At 65.2% G+C, this 15,651-nt stretch carries 12 protein-coding genes; 11 read left to right on the forward strand and 1 reads right to left on the reverse strand.

What is annotated here, in order from left to right; translation table 11 throughout:
* Nucleotides 1-16: 16 nt before the first annotated feature.
* Nucleotides 17-646: a CPBP family glutamic-type intramembrane protease gene (locus OH491_RS05450; RefSeq protein WP_068771958.1), complete on the forward strand. Its 630-nt coding sequence runs from the start codon at nt 17-19 to the stop codon at nt 644-646.
* Nucleotides 647-811: 165 nt separating this feature from the next.
* Here OH491_RS05450 and OH491_RS05455 read toward each other — a convergent pair whose 3' ends face one another.
* Complete coding sequence (locus OH491_RS05455; protein ID WP_342750904.1) at nt 812-2,968, reverse strand: TonB-dependent receptor plug domain-containing protein; 2,157 nt, start codon at nt 2,966-2,968, stop codon at nt 812-814.
* A 267-nt stretch (nt 2,969-3,235) separates the two neighbouring features.
* Here OH491_RS05455 and OH491_RS05460 point away from each other — a divergent pair, with 267 nt between their 5' ends.
* The 10 genes from OH491_RS05460 to tkt all read left to right on the forward strand — a co-directional run bounded on the left by OH491_RS05460 (nt 3,236) and on the right by tkt (nt 15,422).
* Entirely contained in the window at nt 3,236-5,479 is a 2,244-nt protein-coding gene (locus tag OH491_RS05460) for a hypothetical protein (protein WP_084442473.1), read from the forward strand.
* 331 nt (nt 5,480-5,810) lie between these two features.
* Nucleotides 5,811-6,566, forward strand: coding sequence for a 50S ribosomal protein L25 (locus OH491_RS05465; protein WP_068771957.1), 756 nt, complete (start codon nt 5,811-5,813; stop codon nt 6,564-6,566).
* A gap of 63 nt (nt 6,567-6,629) precedes the next feature.
* Nucleotides 6,630-7,223, forward strand: coding sequence for an aminoacyl-tRNA hydrolase (pth, locus tag OH491_RS05470; protein ID WP_068771956.1), 594 nt, complete (start codon nt 6,630-6,632; stop codon nt 7,221-7,223).
* The gene (locus OH491_RS05475) at nt 7,220-7,516 is read left to right on the forward strand and encodes a 30S ribosomal protein S6 (RefSeq protein WP_068771955.1); all 297 of its coding nucleotides are present in this window, start codon (nt 7,220-7,222) and stop codon (nt 7,514-7,516) included. Before pth ends, OH491_RS05475 begins: the two co-directional genes overlap by 4 nt.
* A 77-nt stretch (nt 7,517-7,593) precedes the next feature.
* Complete coding sequence (locus OH491_RS05480; protein WP_068771954.1) at nt 7,594-8,079, forward strand: single-stranded DNA-binding protein; 486 nt, start codon at nt 7,594-7,596, stop codon at nt 8,077-8,079.
* Nucleotides 8,080-8,152: 73 nt separating this feature from the next.
* The gene (rplI, locus tag OH491_RS05485) at nt 8,153-8,719 is read left to right on the forward strand and encodes a 50S ribosomal protein L9 (RefSeq protein WP_068771953.1); all 567 of its coding nucleotides are present in this window, start codon (nt 8,153-8,155) and stop codon (nt 8,717-8,719) included.
* A 311-nt stretch (nt 8,720-9,030) separates the two neighbouring features.
* Complete coding sequence (locus tag OH491_RS05490; protein WP_084442472.1) at nt 9,031-12,075, forward strand: valine--tRNA ligase; 3,045 nt, start codon at nt 9,031-9,033, stop codon at nt 12,073-12,075.
* Between the two features lie 12 nt (nt 12,076-12,087).
* The gene (trmD, locus tag OH491_RS05495) at nt 12,088-12,768 is read left to right on the forward strand and encodes a tRNA (guanosine(37)-N1)-methyltransferase TrmD (protein WP_334319552.1); all 681 of its coding nucleotides are present in this window, start codon (nt 12,088-12,090) and stop codon (nt 12,766-12,768) included.
* Nucleotides 12,765-13,157: a 50S ribosomal protein L19 gene (gene rplS / locus OH491_RS05500; protein ID WP_068771952.1), complete on the forward strand. Its 393-nt coding sequence runs from the start codon at nt 12,765-12,767 to the stop codon at nt 13,155-13,157. The genes trmD and rplS overlap by 4 nt, the downstream gene beginning before the upstream one ends.
* A 273-nt stretch (nt 13,158-13,430) precedes the next feature.
* Nucleotides 13,431-15,422, forward strand: coding sequence for a transketolase (gene tkt / locus OH491_RS05505; protein ID WP_068771951.1), 1,992 nt, complete (start codon nt 13,431-13,433; stop codon nt 15,420-15,422).
* Nucleotides 15,423-15,651 lie beyond the last annotated feature (229 nt).

Consider the following 15,651-nt stretch of genomic DNA (forward strand, 5'->3'; position numbering starts at 1 on the left):
TTTCGCTCCATCCCCAATGCAAAACGACCCGCTGCTCCTCCTGCTGCTCATCGCCGTCAGCACCTGCATCATCAAGCTCTGGCGCGACGACTACCGGGCGGCGCGCGCCGGCCGCCCCGCGCCCCGTCCGCTGCCCGGCGCGACGCGCGCTCCCGCCCGGGCCTCGGTCGTCGCGGCCGCGGGCGCTCTGGTGCTGCTCGCCGTGGAGACCGGCGGCGAACACGCGCTGGGCCTCACGGCGGAACAATCCCGCATGACCGCGCTTTTCGCCCTCTACACGCTTTGCGCCGCGTTTGTGGAGGAAATCATTTTCCGCGGTTTCATCGTCATCGACAAACGCGGCCCCGCCGCGCTCTGGGCGGGCGCGGCCGGCGCGTCGTTTCTGTTCGCCGCGCTGCATCCGTTTTTGTGGACATGGACGGGCGGCTGGCCGTGGAGCGGCGGCGCGCTCGAATGGAATTTCGGAGCGAAAGGCTGGTTCAGCACCGCGTGCGCGTTCGCCGGCTCGCTGTGGTTTTATGCGATGCGTTTCGCGCCGCTGAACCCGGACCGCTCGCTCCTTCCCTGCTTCGCCGGCCACTGCGCAAAAAACCTCGGTGTCATCGGCGTCAAGGCCGCGCAGGGCTTCCTCGGCGGCTGGTGGTGAGCGTCCCTCCGCGCACGGGGTGCAACTCAAAGTGATGACACCGCCGGAATCTTTCCTCTTTATTCTTTATCTTTCCTCTTTCTCCCTGCCCGTTCCTGACGAAAGAGAAAGAGAAAGAATAAAGAGGAAAGAGGGAGTTACACCACTTTGAGTCCCCCCCCGCGCTCAAAACTCCACCTTCACGCCGCAATAAACCGAGCGCGCAAACCGCGGGCCATACACATAGTCGCTGTCGCGATTCGCCCCGGTCTCCAGGTCCCGCTGGCGTTCGTCGAAGATGTTTTTCACCCCGGCGGAGAAATCCACGTGCCGCCCGGCGATGCTCGCGTGCCAGACGAGGCCGATGTCCGCCGCCCATAAATTCGGCGAGCGGTTCAGCGTGCCCGTGTTGTTGTTGAGCACATCCATCGGCCCCGTGTATTTGAGCCCGGCAAAAACATCCAGCGGCGCCAGCGGCGTCCATACCGCCTGCGCGACGCCGCTCCACGCGGGGGTTTTCAGGTAGTTCCGCGTCACGATGACGGTCGCGCCGCCGTCCGGGGTGTCGTCGTAGATGACCCGCCCCTCGTCGTAACGCGAACGATACCAGGCGACGCCCGCCGTGAGCCGCAACGCGGCAAACGGCTGCCACGCGGCGTTGGCCTCCACGCCCTCGACGCGCGAGCCGGAGGCATTCCGGCGCTCCTGGTAGAGCGAACCGTCGGTGTCGGTCAGGATCTCGCCGAGCACAAACGTGTCGGCGATGTCGGTGAGGGAAAACGTAAGATCGACCGCCCACGCCGTGTCGTTTTTCCCGAAACGCCATTCCAGCCCCGCCATGCAGGTGACGGCCCGCTCCTCGGCCAGCCCGGGCGCGTTGCGGATGCGCACCTGGTCGGCGCCCAGCGTGTCCACGTGCAAATCCTCGCTGAACACCTCCGGCGCGCGGAATCCCGTGGAAACGCCCGCGCGGATTTTCAGCGCCTCCGTCGCCGCCCAGGCGGCCGCGACGCGCGGCGAGAAAACCGGATTGTCGAGCTCCGAGCTTTTGTCCAGCCGCGCCCCCAGCACGAAGTCCAGCGAGTCCGCCGCCGCCCACTCGTCCTGCGCGTAAATCCCCGTGTTGGAAAAATCGCCGTCCGCCGTCACGCGCAACCCCTCGCCGGCATGGTTCCGGTTCTCATCGAAGACCGCCTCGTGCTTGTATTGCACGCCGAACGCCAGCGCGTGCGCCCCGGCGCGGTAGTTGAACTGCGAGTCGATGTAGTGCAGCGGATTCTCGGTGTATCCATACTGTCGATACGAGGCCGCCGCCGCGCTGCCGGGCACGGCCGGATCGAGCTGCGCCGGGTCGTAGGCGGGATCGCCGGGATCGGTCGCGACATCGCCGAGCCCGCCGTAAAAGCTGTCGCGCTCGATGTAGGCGAAGGAGTAGCCGAGGCGAAAATCGAACGCCCGTCCGACATCCTGCTCCCACACCACGCCGCCCCGGTGATACCGGGTCTGGAGCGACTCGGCGATGTTGGCGAGATACTCGGGCTGGCCGAGGCGGTTCCCGCCGCGCCGGTCCTCCCCTGTGTATTGGTAGGCCGCGCGCAGCCGCGTCGAGGGCGACGGCGACCACCAGGCCTGGAATCCCGCCACGGCGAGCTCCTTTTTCGTGATCTCGCTGTAGCCGTCGCCGTTGAAGTCGATGCTGTCATTTTTTGCCCCCTGCGCGACGACGGACAACGCAAACGCGCCCCCCCTGGCCACGAAATCCGCGCGCCCGTCGCCAAACCAAAGCGGCTCGCCCTTCTGCACGTCCGCGCCCGCCTGCGCGAAACCGCCGCCCGCCCGCGGCTTCGCGGGCACGAGGTTGATGACGCCTGCCACCGCGCCCGGCCCGTAAAGCGACGAGCCGCCGCCCTTCACCACCTCCAGCCGGTCCACAAAGGCCGACGGGATCTGCTCGATGCCGTAAACCCCGCCGAGCGACGACAGCAGCGGCGTGCCGTCGAAAAGGATCTGGTTGTAGGCGCCGCCGAGACCGAGCAACTGCACCTCGCTCGTGTTGCAATTCTGGCAATTGCTTTCCACGCGCACGCCGTTGAGCAGCTCCGCGGCCTGGGAAAAATTCAGCGCCCCCCGCATCCCGATGTCCTCGCTCAGCACGACCTCGGTGCGCACCGGCACGTCGGCGAGCAGCCGCTCCGTGCGCGTGGCCGTGCTGACCACCATGCGGTCGAGCCGGACCACGTCGCCGTCGTCCGGTTCCGCCTCGCGGGAGGCAGGCGGACCGCCTGCGTGCGCCGCCAGAGTTATGCATAGAATAAACGTGGGAATGATGTAGCGGATAAGCATACTTCTGCCGTTCTCTCAATTTTGTAGCCTGAGTTACAAGTTTAATCTTTGTTTTCACGCCGATCCATCACGGTTTCACTGTTTTCGAGGGCTTGTTTTTGCCCCGCGCGGAGACGTGGAAGCGCGGAGGAGAAAATTTTTTGTTTTCCCGCCTCCGCACATCTCCGCGCGGGCATGATTCGGGGCGATTTGCGGGCGCCTTGCCTAACTGTCCGCAAATCGTCTGCTCGCGCGCGGCGCGTTTGCATCCATGCTGCCGCCATACCCATGAAGTCCCTCCGCTTTCCCGCGCTCATCCTCCTGGCCACCGTCATTCCTCAGCTCCTGCCGGCCGCCGCATCCTCGACCCCGCGCGTGGCGATCGATCGCCACGCGCTCGTCACACGCCACAATCCCGTCATCCGCTCCGTCGATGTCGATGCGCCGCTCACCGTCGGCAACGGCGGGTTCGCCTTCGGCTGCGACATCACCGGCCTGCAAACCCTGGCCGGGCATTACCAGCGCTGGGGCATTCCCGTCGAAACGCAGTCGCGCTGGTGCTGGGTGTCCGACCCCAACCCGCAAAACTTCACCCTCGCCGACGCCAGCCGCGACTACACGCTGCCCGGCGGCCGCGTGCTCCCCTTCCCCACCCGCGCGTCCACGCCCGCCGGCGACTGGCTGCGCAAAAACCCGCGCACGCATCCGCTCGCGCAACTGGCGCTCGATTACACCCGCCCCGACGGCACCAGCGCGGCGATCTCCCCCGACGACATCCAGGAGCCCTTCCAAACGCTCGATCTCTGGCGCGGCATCGTCACGAGCCGCTTCAAGCTCGACGGCGTCCCGGTGCAGGTCGAGACCGCCTGCGCGCCCGGCAGCGACACCATCGCCGTGCGCATCACCTCGCCGTTGGTGTCGTCCCGCGCATCCGGCGGCGAAATCGGAAAACTCCGCGTGCGCCTGGCCTTTCCGCGCGGACACAACATGCGCGTCAAGAACACGCCCGACCTGGACTGGAGCGCGCCCGAAACGCACGAGTCGAAACTGATTGACGGCAGACAAATCGAGCGCCGCGTCGGCGGAACGGCCTATTATGTGCGCAGCGACCATGCGCTCAAGGCGGACGCCGATGCGCCGCACGTGTTTTTTATTGCCAACGAGCCGGAGTCCGGCCCCGGCGATCCCGCCGGGCTTTCCTTCGTCCTGGATTTCTCGCCGCGCCGCAGTGAGGCTTTTCCGCCCGCGCCCGCCCGCGTTTTCCTCGACTCCGCCGCGCACTGGAAAAAGTTCTGGAACGACTCCGCCGCCGTCGATTTCACCGGCAGCACCAACCCGCTCGCGCCGCGCATCGAGGAGCGCATCATCCTCTCGCGTTACCTCATGGCCGTGCAGATGGCGGGCGACGTGCCGCTCCAGGAAAGCGGGCTCACCTGCAACACCTGGTATGGCAAACACCACACCGAGATGATCTGGTGGCACGCCGCCCACTTCCCGCTCTGGGGCAACGGAGAACTGCTCGCGAAAAGCCTGGCGTGGTATCAATCCCAGCTCCCTGCCGCGCGCGCGCTGGCCGCCGAACGCGGACTCAAGGGCGCGCGCTGGGCCAAAATGACCGGCCCGGAAATGCGCGAGAGCCCCGGCGGAAATCCCCTCATCGTCTGGAACCAGCCGCACATGGTTTATCTTTGCGAGCTGCTTTGGCGCAGCACCGCTGCGGCCACCCCCGCCGCTGCGGCCGCCACACTCGAGCGCTATCGCGCGCTCGTCCTGGAAACCGCGGACTGCATGGCCTCGATGCTGCACTTCGACGAGGAGCGCGGCCGCTATGTGCTCGGCCCGCCGCTCTGGATCGTGCAGGAAATCTACGACCAGGCCACGAGCCGGAATCCGTCCTTCGAGCTTGCCTATTGGCGCTGGGCGCTCGCCATCGCGCAGCAATGGCGCGAACGCCTCGGCCTCCCGCGCGACGAACACTACGACCACATCCTCGCGCACCTTTCCCCGCTTCCACAAAAGGACGGCAAATACGTCGCGCTCGAATCGCACCCCGACACTTGGGACAACATCAAGAGCCGCCACGACCACCCCGAGATGCTCATGCCGCTCGGTTTCCTGCCCGGCGGCCCCGATGTGGACCGCGACACGATGAACCGCACGCTCGACGCCGTGCTCGCGCACTGGGATTGGGAGACCAAAATCTGGGGCTGGGATTACCCGATGATCGCGATGACCGCCGCGCGCCTCGGCCGCCCGCGGGACGCGCTTGATATTCTCATGCGCGACGGCCCCAACAACCGCTACCTGCCCACCGGCCACTGTCCGCAACGCAGCGACGAGGCCATGCCGGCGAATCCGCCGCCCGGCGCGCGCAAGCGCGAAATCGCCGTTTACCTCCCGGCCAATGGCGCGTTCCTCAGCGCGGTGGCCTTGATGGTCGGCGGCTGGGACGGCGCGGAGGAGGCGTTCCCCGGTTTTCCCAAGGACGGCACCTGGAAAATCCGCGCGGAGGGATTGCGCCCGCTGCCATGAAACAAAAAAGAGAGGCCGAGGGTGCGGACTGCTTTTGGAACCGCCTGCATTTAGCATAAAGCGGACGTAATCGCGTCAGCGCCGTAGCGCAGGCATCTTTGCCTGCCGTCCTCAGTTGGTCGCGCGAAGCGCGGCATTTTTCAGGAAAAGAAAAAAGCCAGCGACGCTTCGCGCCTTTCTTTTTTGACGGCAGGCAAAGATGCCTGCGCTACGCCCCGCAGCCTTCTTGCAAAAAAACTTTTGATTGCTTTCGGGCATCGGGAGCGTAGCGTCAGACCTTTTCCTCTACGCCTGCCCTCGATTTACCGGGGCGACAGGGGGACCGAAAACCATGAAACAACAATTCAAACTCAACGTCGTTCCGCGCGCCGACACCGGCCGCAGCGCCTCGCGCCGCCTGCGCAAGGCCAATCAAGTGCCCGCCATCCTTTACGGGAAGCACACCAAGCCCGAGTCGCTCGCCGTCGACGTGCCCGAGTTCACCCGCCTCGTCAAGGCCATCGCCGGTTCCGCCTCGCTCGTCGAGCTGCACCGCAAGGACAAAGGCGACCTCGCCCTCTCCTTCCTCAAGGAAATCCAGCGCGACCCCATCACCGACCGCTACCTGCATGTGGACCTTCAGGAAGTGAAGGCCGATGAAAAGATGGAAGTCCGCGTGCGCGTCGTCTCCATCGGCGAGGCGTTCGGCGTGAAAACCCAAGGCGGCATGCTCGAAATGCCCAATCCCTTCCTCCGCATCCGCTGCCTCCCGAAAGACCTTCCCTCGTTCATCGAGGTGGACGTGTCCGAGATGCGCAACGGCGACACGATCCACGTCGGCTCGCTCAAGCCCATCGCCGGGGTCGAGTTCCGTGACGACCCTAACCTCCCCGTCTTCTCGTGCATCGAGCCCGAGGCCGAGGAAGTCGTCGCCACCCCCGCCGCCGGCGCGGCTCCTGTCGCGGGCGCCGCCGCACCCGCCGCCGGTGCGACTCCCGCAGCTGGCGCCCCCGCACCCGCCGCTGGCGCGGCCCCCGCAAAAGCCGGAGCCGCCCCTGCCAAGGGAGCCGCCGCGCCCGCGAAAGCCGCCGCGCCCGCCAAGAAGTAAATTCGTTTCCCGTTCCGGCCTCTCGCTTGACCGCGACGGGCCGGGACGATTGTTCTTTGAGTCATGTCCATCACGCTTGTTGCCGGTCTCGGCAACCCCGGCCGCGAATACCGCGACACCCGCCACAACCTTGGCTACGTCGTCGTGGATGCGCTCGCCCGGGAACACGGCCTCGCGTGGAAAACGCAGGCCGCCTTCCAGTCCGAGACCGCCCGCTGGGAAAGCGCGTCCGGGCCGAACCCCGTTCTGCTCGCCAAGCCGCTCACCTACATGAACGACAGCGGCCGCGCCCTCCAGTCGCTCGCCTCTTTTCACAAGCTTCCCGTCGCGTCGATCATCGTCCTTTACGACGACCTCAACATCGACCTCGGCCTCGTGAAAGTGTCGCTCACCGGCAGCGCCGGCGGCCACAATGGCATCGCCAGCATCCTCCGGCACCTCGGCAACGGCTTCATCCGCTACCGTCTCGGCATCGGCCCGAAGCACCCCGCGCCCATGGACCTCAAGGACTTTGTCCTCGGGAAATTCACCACCGACCAGCAAATCATCGTCGCCCAGACACTCACCCATTATCTCAACGGCCTGCGCCTCCTCCTCGAACACGGAGCCGACCGGGCCATGAACACACTCAACCGCAGAGACACCTCCACCACATGAATCCCGCCAAACGCAACTACCGCGCCACCTTCATCCTCAACAACGCCGGCAAGGAAGACTCCATCGACCAGCTCGTCGAGGACGTGAAGAAGGAAATCGCCACCGTCCAAGGCGACATCACCGCCGTCGAAAACCTCGGCAAACGCGACTTCGTGCGCGTCACCGACAAGAAACTCACCGGCGCCACCTACGTGCAAGTCAGCTTCTCCTCGCCCGCCGAGGCCCCCGCGCAACTCAAGGAGCGCCTTCGCCTCAACCACACCGTTTACCGCACCTTTATCGAGACACTCTAAACGGCCGCGTCGAACGCGCGCGTCCGCCCCGTCAACCACAACCCACCGGGCGCGCCCAGCCGCCCCCTCAAAATATCATGGCCGGTTTCAACAAAGTCATTCTCCTCGGCAACCTCACCCGTGATCCGGAACTCCGCGTCACGCCGCGAGGCACGCCCATCTGCCAGTTCGGGCTCGCAGTCAGCCGCCAGTACAAGGACGACACCGGCCAGACCCGCGAGGAAGCCAACTTCTTCGACATCGAGGCCTGGGGCAAACAAGGCGAGCTCATCTCCAAATACATGACCAAGGGCCGTCCCATCTTCGTGGAAGGCCGGCTGAAATATGACCAGTGGGAAGACAAGACCACCGGCCAGAAACGCAGCAAAATCAAGATCGTGTTGGAAACCTTCCAGTTTGTGGGCAGCCGCGAAGGCGGCGCCGGCGGCGGGGCGCCGCAGGGCGGCGGCGAGGAATTCGAGCAGGCCGCCCCGGTCGAGCGCCATACGCCGCCCCCGCGCGCGCCCCGCGCCGCGCAGCCGCCCCCGCCCGACGACAACATCGACGAGGACGTGCCGTTCTAACCCCGGACGCGCTGTCTTGCGTATCCAATTTTTCAACACAACCAACCGACAACCTTAAATCCACACCATTCCCATGGCACACAGCGAAATCCTCCTCCTCAAGCCCGTTGAAAATCTCGGCTCCGAGGGCGACCAAGTCAAAGTCCGCGCCGGCTATGCGCGCAACTATCTCCTCCCGCGCAAATACGCGGCCCCGCTCACCACGGCCAACCGCCGCCAGATCGAGGCCCTCAAGAAACGCCGCGCCGAGCGCGAGGCGCATGAGCTTCAAGGCGCGCAGGAACTCGCCAAGAAACTTGAGAAAGCCAGCATCGCCTTCGCGGTGAAGACCGGCGAGGGCGGCAAGATGTTCGGCGCCATCACCGCGGCCGACCTCCACGCGAAGCTCGTCGAAGCCGGCATCGACCTCGACAAGCGCAAGATTCACCTCCACACGCCGGTCAAGACCCTCGGCAAGCACGAGGTCAAGATCCGCCTCCATTCCGAGGTCGCCGTCGAACTGGCCTTCGATGTCGTGTCGGAAAACCCGATCGAAGTCGCCGAGGAGCCCGCGCCCGAGGCTAAGAAGAGCGAGAAAAAAGCCGGCCGCCGCAGAGTATCCTCCGAAAAAGTGGAGAAAAAAGAAGAGGCCGCCGAATAAGCGCCCCTGCTCCATTTTATTCCCTCTGCCGAAGCCGCGCCGCGTGAACACGCCGCGCGGCTTTTTTGTGTGAGAAAGCCAGGGTGTATTGGCAAAACCACAGCCCAGGGCGGGCGCAACAAAAGTGATGTCGGCAAAATGGCGTAAAAGGGTGAGTGAGCCCGCGCCGTGCGTAGCGCGGCCGCGGGTTGCCCGCCACATCGCATCTTTGCCGTCACCACATTGAACCGCCCCTCGCCTTCTTCGCGCGCAAGCGCGTGCTTGCCACCGTCCGTCCGCCTTGGTTCGCTTGCCGGTTTCCGAAAAAACACATGGCCGAAATCACCAAGAGCTACGACCCGCGCGACGTTGAGAAGAAGTGGTATGCCGTCTGGCGGCAGGCAAACGCCTTTGCCCCCCGCGCCGCCGCGCCCGGCGAACCCGAGTCCGAGACGTGCACCATCGTCATTCCCCCGCCCAATGTCACCGGCATCCTCCACATGGGCCATGCGCTCAACAACACCCTTCAGGATGTCATCATCCGCCGCGCCCGCCTCGAAGGCAAAGCCGCCCGCTGGATTCCCGGCACCGACCACGCCGGCATCGCCACGCAGACCATGGTCGAGAAGCACCTCAAAAAAACCGAGGGCAAAACCCGCTACGACCTCGGCCGCGACGAATTTCTCAAACGCGTCTGGGCCTGGCGCGACGAAAAAGGCGACCACATCCTCAACCAGCTCCGCCAGCTCGGCTGCTCCTGCGACTGGGAGCGCACCCACTTCACGATGGACCCCGGCTACAGCCGCGCCGTCCTGACCGCCTTTGTCGATCTCTTCCGCAAGGACCACATCTACCGCGGCAAGCGCATGGTCAACTGGTGCCCCGCCTCCCTCACCGCGCTTTCCGACGAGGAAGTCGAGATGCGCCCCACCAAGGGCCACATCTATCGCTGCCGCTACGAACTCGTCGAGCCGGTGGAATTATTTTCGATTTCCGATTCTCGATTTTCGATTGAAGGAGCTGTCGCTCCCGCTGGCGAATCGGCGCGGCAGCGCCCAATCGAAAATCCCCTCCCCCCCGAGGCACTCTCCACTTGGAACAACACCACCGTCGCCGCCCCCCCCGCTGACGCCGCCACTCCCGCCGCTGGCGCGTCAGCGCCCCAATCGAAAATCGAGAATCGAAAATCGAAAATCCTCATCACCCATATCGTCCTCGAAACCACCCGCCCAGAAACCATCGCTGCCGACGTCGCCGTCGCCGTCCATCCCGACGACCCGCGCTACCGGCATCTCGTCGGACGCAAGGTCTGGCGTCCGCTCGGCGCGCGCGTGCAAATCCCCGTCATCGCCGACGCCGCCGTCGATCCCGTCTTCGCCGCCGGAGCGCTCAAGGTCACGCCCGCCCACGACAAAGTTGACTTCGAGATCGGCCAGCGCCACGCGCTCCCCGTCATCGACAGCATCAACGCCGACGGCACCATGAACGCCGAGGCCGGCCCCGAGCTTGCCGGGCTCGACCGCTTCGCCGCCCGCAAAAAAGCCGCCGCCATCCTCGAAGAACGCGGCAACCTCATCGAGGCCAAGCCCTACGAAAACAACGTCGGCTACTCGCAGCGCGCCGGCGTGCCCATCGAGCCGCGCCTCACCTGGCAATGGTGGCTCCGCTATCCGCGCGTCGAGGAAGCAAAGCAAGTCGTGCGCGACGGCATCATCCAGATGCACCCCGAGCGCTGGTCAAAAGTCTATCTCAACTGGCTCGAAAACATCCAGGACTGGTGCATCTCCCGCCAGCTCTGGTGGGGGCACCGCATCCCCGTCTGGTATCGCAAAGGCATCGACCGCGACACCCTCTCGCCCGCCGACCTGCGCGACCCGCAAAAAATCCACGTTTCGCTCGACGGCCCCGCCGATCCCGAAAACTGGACGCAGGAGGACGACGTTCTCGACACCTGGGCGTCCTCCTGGCTCTGGCCGTTCGCCACCCAAGGCTGGCCCGACGAGGCGGCCATGAAGGCCGCCGGCTACGACCGTTTTTATCCCACTACCACCCTCGCCACCGGCGCCGACATCATCTTCTTCTGGGTCGCCCGCATGATCATGGCAGGTCTGGAGTTCACCCATCCCGGCGCGCCCGTCGAAAAACGAGTTCCCTTCAAGCACGTTTATTTCAACGGCATCGTGCGCGACAAGCAGGGCCGCAAGATGTCGAAAACCCTCGGCAACTCGCCCGACCCGCTCGACCTCGTCGAAAAATACGGCGCCGACGGACTGCGCTTCGGCCTCCTCCAGATCGCCCCCCTCGGCCAGGACGTGAAGTTCGACGAAGACCGCATCGAAGGCGGCAAAAACTTCTGCAACAAACTCTGGAACGCCTGCCGCTTCCGCCAGATGAGCGGCCCGATGGCGGACAACACCACCCTCGCCGCCATCCTCGCCCGCATCGCCCCCGCGCAGCTCGACGACGACGACCACGCCCTCCTCGGCGCGCTGCTCGACACCATGCGCGTGCTGGAGCGCGCCTTCGCCGAGTTCGAGTTCGCCACCGCCACCCAGCGCCTGTATTCCTTTTTCTGGAATGACTTTTGCGACTGGTATGTCGAAGTCGCGAAAACCCGCGTGCAGGACCCCGCCGCCAAGACCCACGCCCTCGCCATCCAGGACCTCGTCATCCGCGAGTTTCTCCTCCTCTTCGCGCCCTTCGCCCCCTTCATCACCGAGGAGCTCTGGCACCTGCTCGGTTACGCCCCCGACGGGAACGGCGCCCCTGGGAGCGCGGACATGTCAGGCTTCTCGCTTCGCTCGGAACCTGTCCGCGTTCCTGCCGCCGACACCGCGCTCCTGCAGGACACGCGTATCGAAACTGCCGATACACTCGCCGCCGCGCTCGCGAAGGCCGGCGTGTCCGTCGATCCCGCCGCCGGCGCGAGCGTGGAAAAGCTCAAGCAAACCGCCACCCTCGCCCGCCAGCTCAAGGCCGAGCAATCCGCCGCCCAGAAACGCGACGTGAAATTCCTCGTGCTCGCCGACCCCGCCAACTGGGCCGCGCTCTCCGCCTCGTCCGCCAAGCTCGCCCGCCTCATCGGCGCCGCGGACATCGAGCGCGCCGGGACCGAGCCCGCGCTCCCGGCCGTGGTCACGCCGCTCGGCACGTTCTACCTCGACACCGGCGTGAAGGTCGATCCCGCCGCCGAACGCGCCCGCCTCGCCAAGGAACTCGCGCAACTCGAAAAACACATCGCTGGCACCGAGTCCCGCCTCGCCAACAAAGCCTTCACTGACAAGGCCCCCGCCGCCGTCATCGAAGGCGCAAAAAAACAACTCGCCGACCAGCAGGCCAAGCGCGCCGAGATCGAACGCCTGCTGAACGCGCTGTGATATCCGCCGCCCGTGCTCCACATCGACATCATCACCCTCTTTCCCCGCATGCTCGACGGTTTCCTGACCGAGAGCATCCTCGGCAAAGGCATTGATGCCGGCCTCCTCGAGGTCGCCGTGCACGACCTCCGCGCGTGGACGACCGACAAGCACCGCACCGCCGACGACCGGCCCTTTGGCGGCGGCGCCGGCATGGTGCTCAAGCCCGAGCCGGTCTTCGCCGCCATCGAGCAGCTCCAGACCCCCGGCTGCCGCCGCATTTATCTCACCCCGGACGGCGTCCCGCTCTCGCCCGCCCTCGCCCAGGACCTCTCGCGGCAGCAGCACATCATCTTCCTAAGCGGGCACTACGAAGGCATCGACCAGCGCATCCGCGACCATCTCATCGACCAGGAAATCAGCATCGGCGACTACGTCCTCACCAACGGCACCCTCGCCGCCGCCGTGGTCATCGACGCGCTCGGCCGTTTCATCCCAGGCGTGCTCGGGGAAGAAAAGTCATTGACGCATGAATCCTTCACCGGCAAGTTGCTCGACTTTCCTCAATACACGCGTCCCGCCGAATTTCGTGGAATGACCGTGCCGAAGGTCCTCCTTTCGGGCGACCACGGCAAAATCGAAAAATGGCGGCACGCGCGGCAAGTGGAGAAGACCCAGCAAGTTAGACCAGATTTACTCAAGCAGACAACATGAATCCCATCATCAAAGAGATCACCGCTCATCAAATCAAAGGCAACCTGCCTCCCTTCAAGGTCGGCGACGGCGTGCGTGTGCACACCAAGGTTCGCGAAGGTGACAAGGAGCGCATCCAGATTTTTGCCGGCATCGTGATTGCCCGCAAAGGCCACGGCATCCACGAGACCTTCACCGTGCGCCGCATCAGCTATGGCGAGGGCGTCGAGCGCGTCTTCCCGGTCAACTCGCCCAACATCGAGAAAATCGAGATCGAGCGCGAGTCCATCCCGATGCGCGCTCGCCTCTATTATCTCCGCGACCGCGAGGGCAAGGCCGCCATGGCTGTCCGCGCCAAGCGTTACGACCCCAACGCCAAGAAATCCGCCGTCGCGACCGCCGAAAGCTGATTATTTTTCGCGATCAATTCCTTCCAGAAAACGAGCCCGGGCGACCGGGCTCGTTTTTTTGTTCATTCTGATGGAGGGCCGAGCTCCCGCGAGGCCGTCGCGGTTATTCGCACTGTTTTTCGGCGACGGCCTCGCGGGAGCTCGGCCCTCCAAAAAGGGAATTCAATTTGTCCTTGGTATGAGAGAAATATTCACGCATTTCATCCTTCCCGTTTCGACGCCCTGCCCTTTCACTCTTCACTCCTTATCCTTCACTCTTTCCACTTTCTACCCATGAAGCTCAACACCGATATTCTCGCCAAAGCCTCCGCCCAAGCCCGCGGCCTCGCCATCGACGCCGTCCACAAATGCTCCTCCGGCCACCTCGGCCTGCCGCTCGGCTCCGCCGAGATCGGCGCCGTCCTCTACGGAGCCGCCCTCGTCCACAACCCCGAGCAGCCCAAGTGGCTCAACCGCGACCGCTTCATCCTCTCCGCCGGCCACGGCTCCATGTTCCTCTACACCTGGCTCCACCTCAGCGGCTACGACCTCCCGCTCGGCGAACTGGAAAACTTCCGCCAGCTCCACAGCAAAACCCCCGGCCATCCCGAGTTCGGCGAGACACCCGGCGTCGAGGCCACCACCGGCCCGCTCGGCCAGGGCATCGGCAACGCCGTCGGCTACGCGGTCTCCGCGAAAATGGCCGCCGCCCGCTTCAACACCCCCGAGCACATCATCTTCGACCAGCACGTCATCGCCCTCGCCGGCGACGGTTGCATGCAGGAAGGCGTCGCCATGGAAGCCATCGCCTTCGCCGCCCACAACGCCCTCGACAACCTCATCCTCATCTACGACGCCAACGAGGTCACCCTCGACGCCATGGCTGAAAAGTCCCAAAGCGAAAACGCCGCCGCCCGCTTCAAGGCCATCGGCTGGGACGTGCAAACCCTCGCCGACGGCCACGACCTCGCCGCCATCCTCAAGGCCGTCAACAAGGCCAAAAAAACCAAGACCGGACGCCCGCAGCTCATCATCGCCAAGACCACCATCGCCAAGGGCATTCCCGAAGTCCAGGGCACCTCGAAGGGCCACGGCGAAGGCGGCGCGAAATTCGCCGACGCCGCCCGCGCCGGCCTCGGCCTGCCCGCCGACCAGCACTTCTACGTGAGCGACGATGTCCGCGCCTATTTCGCCGAGCACAAAAAACGCCTCGTCCGCGCCTGCAAGAAGTGGGAAAAGACCTACGCCGCCTGGCGCGCCGCCAATCCCGACAAAGCCGCGCTCCTCGACAGCCGCGACGTTCCCGTCCCGACCGCCGGACTTCTGGAAAAAATCCCCTCGTTCCCCGCCGATGCCAAGCTCGCCACCCGCGCCGCCGGCAAGGACGTCCTCCAGCCCCTCGCCGCCGCGCTCCCCCTTCTCGTCTCCGGCTCCGCCGATCTCTACGGCTCGACCCTGAACTACATCGCCGCCGCGCCCGACTTCGACAAAAACAGTCACGCCGGCCGCAACATCCGCTACGGCATCCGCGAGCACGCCATGGCCGCCATCTCCAACGGCATCGCCTACGACGGCATCTTCCGCGCCTCCTGCGCCACCTTCCTCGTCTTTGCCGACTATGCGCGCCCCAGCATCCGCCTCGCCGCCCTCGCCAAGCTCCCCGTCACCTACATCTTCACCCACGACTCCATCGGCGTCGGCGAGGACGGCCCCACCCACCAGCCCGTGGAAACCGTCTCCGGCCTTCGCGTCATCCCCAATCTCGACGTCATCCGCCCCGCCGATCCCGAGGAAACCGCCGGAGCCTTCGCCGCCGCGCTTACCCGCAATGATGGCCCCACGCTCCTCGCGCTCACCCGCCAGGCCGTGCCGCTCCTCAGCGAAATCCCCGTCGCCACGCGCCGCGAAGGCGTGCTCAAGGGCGGTTACATCGCGCTTCAGGAAACGGCCCCGCTCACGCACATCCTCCTCGCCGCCGGCAGCGAACTCCAGCACGCCCTTGCCGCCGCCCGTCTCCTCGGCCCCGGCGCGCGCGTCGTCTCCCTGCCCTGCTTCGAGCGCTTCAACCGCCAGACTCCCGAGTATCGCGAAAGCGTGCTCCCGGCGGCCTGCCGCAAGCGCGTCGCCATCGAGGCCGGCGTGACCGGACTGTGGTGGCAATACGTCGGGCTCGACGGCAAGGTCGTCGGCATCGACCGCTTCGGCATCAGCGCGCCCGGCGGCACCGTGATGAAGGAACTCGGCATGACCTCCAGCACCATCCTTGCCGCCGCGCAGTCGTTGTAACGCCGATTGCCCGAAAAAATCGGATTATTCAAATGGAGGGACGGCCTTCGTGCCGTCCCGTCCGTTTTTTGGCTGACTGTCGCTGTCGCTCGAAACCTCTTTATACCGCTTCCCAGTCCTTTATAGACTTATCAAGCCGCGGCTCGGCGGGGACGTCTCGCCCTACCTGAACGATAAATTTCGTTTGGAGAATATATTATACCAATTCCGAACGAGCTTTATCCTTTGG

It is taken from the genome of Termitidicoccus mucosus (assembly GCF_038725785.1).
Classification (GTDB): Bacteria; Verrucomicrobiota; Verrucomicrobiia; order Opitutales; family Opitutaceae; genus Termitidicoccus; species Termitidicoccus mucosus.

What these genes read in the sequence shown, in the direction of transcription:
- OH491_RS05475 (WP_068771955.1), top strand. Translation starts at nt 7,220, where the DNA reads ATGAATCCCGCCAAACGCAACTACCGCGCCACCTTCATCCTCAACAAC.
- OH491_RS05455 (WP_342750904.1), bottom strand. Translation starts at nt 2,968, where the DNA reads ATGCTTATCCGCTACATCATTCCCACGTTTATTCTATGCATAACTCTG.
- OH491_RS05490 (WP_084442472.1), top strand. Translation starts at nt 9,031, where the DNA reads ATGGCCGAAATCACCAAGAGCTACGACCCGCGCGACGTTGAGAAGAAG.
- tkt (WP_068771951.1), top strand. Translation starts at nt 13,431, where the DNA reads ATGAAGCTCAACACCGATATTCTCGCCAAAGCCTCCGCCCAAGCCCGC.
- OH491_RS05480 (WP_068771954.1), top strand. Translation starts at nt 7,594, where the DNA reads ATGGCCGGTTTCAACAAAGTCATTCTCCTCGGCAACCTCACCCGTGAT.
- rplI (WP_068771953.1), top strand. Translation starts at nt 8,153, where the DNA reads ATGGCACACAGCGAAATCCTCCTCCTCAAGCCCGTTGAAAATCTCGGC.
- OH491_RS05460 (WP_084442473.1), top strand. Translation starts at nt 3,236, where the DNA reads ATGAAGTCCCTCCGCTTTCCCGCGCTCATCCTCCTGGCCACCGTCATT.
- rplS (WP_068771952.1), top strand. Translation starts at nt 12,765, where the DNA reads ATGAATCCCATCATCAAAGAGATCACCGCTCATCAAATCAAAGGCAAC.
- OH491_RS05465 (WP_068771957.1), top strand. Translation starts at nt 5,811, where the DNA reads ATGAAACAACAATTCAAACTCAACGTCGTTCCGCGCGCCGACACCGGC.
- pth (WP_068771956.1), top strand. Translation starts at nt 6,630, where the DNA reads ATGTCCATCACGCTTGTTGCCGGTCTCGGCAACCCCGGCCGCGAATAC.
- OH491_RS05450 (WP_068771958.1), top strand. Translation starts at nt 17, where the DNA reads ATGCAAAACGACCCGCTGCTCCTCCTGCTGCTCATCGCCGTCAGCACC.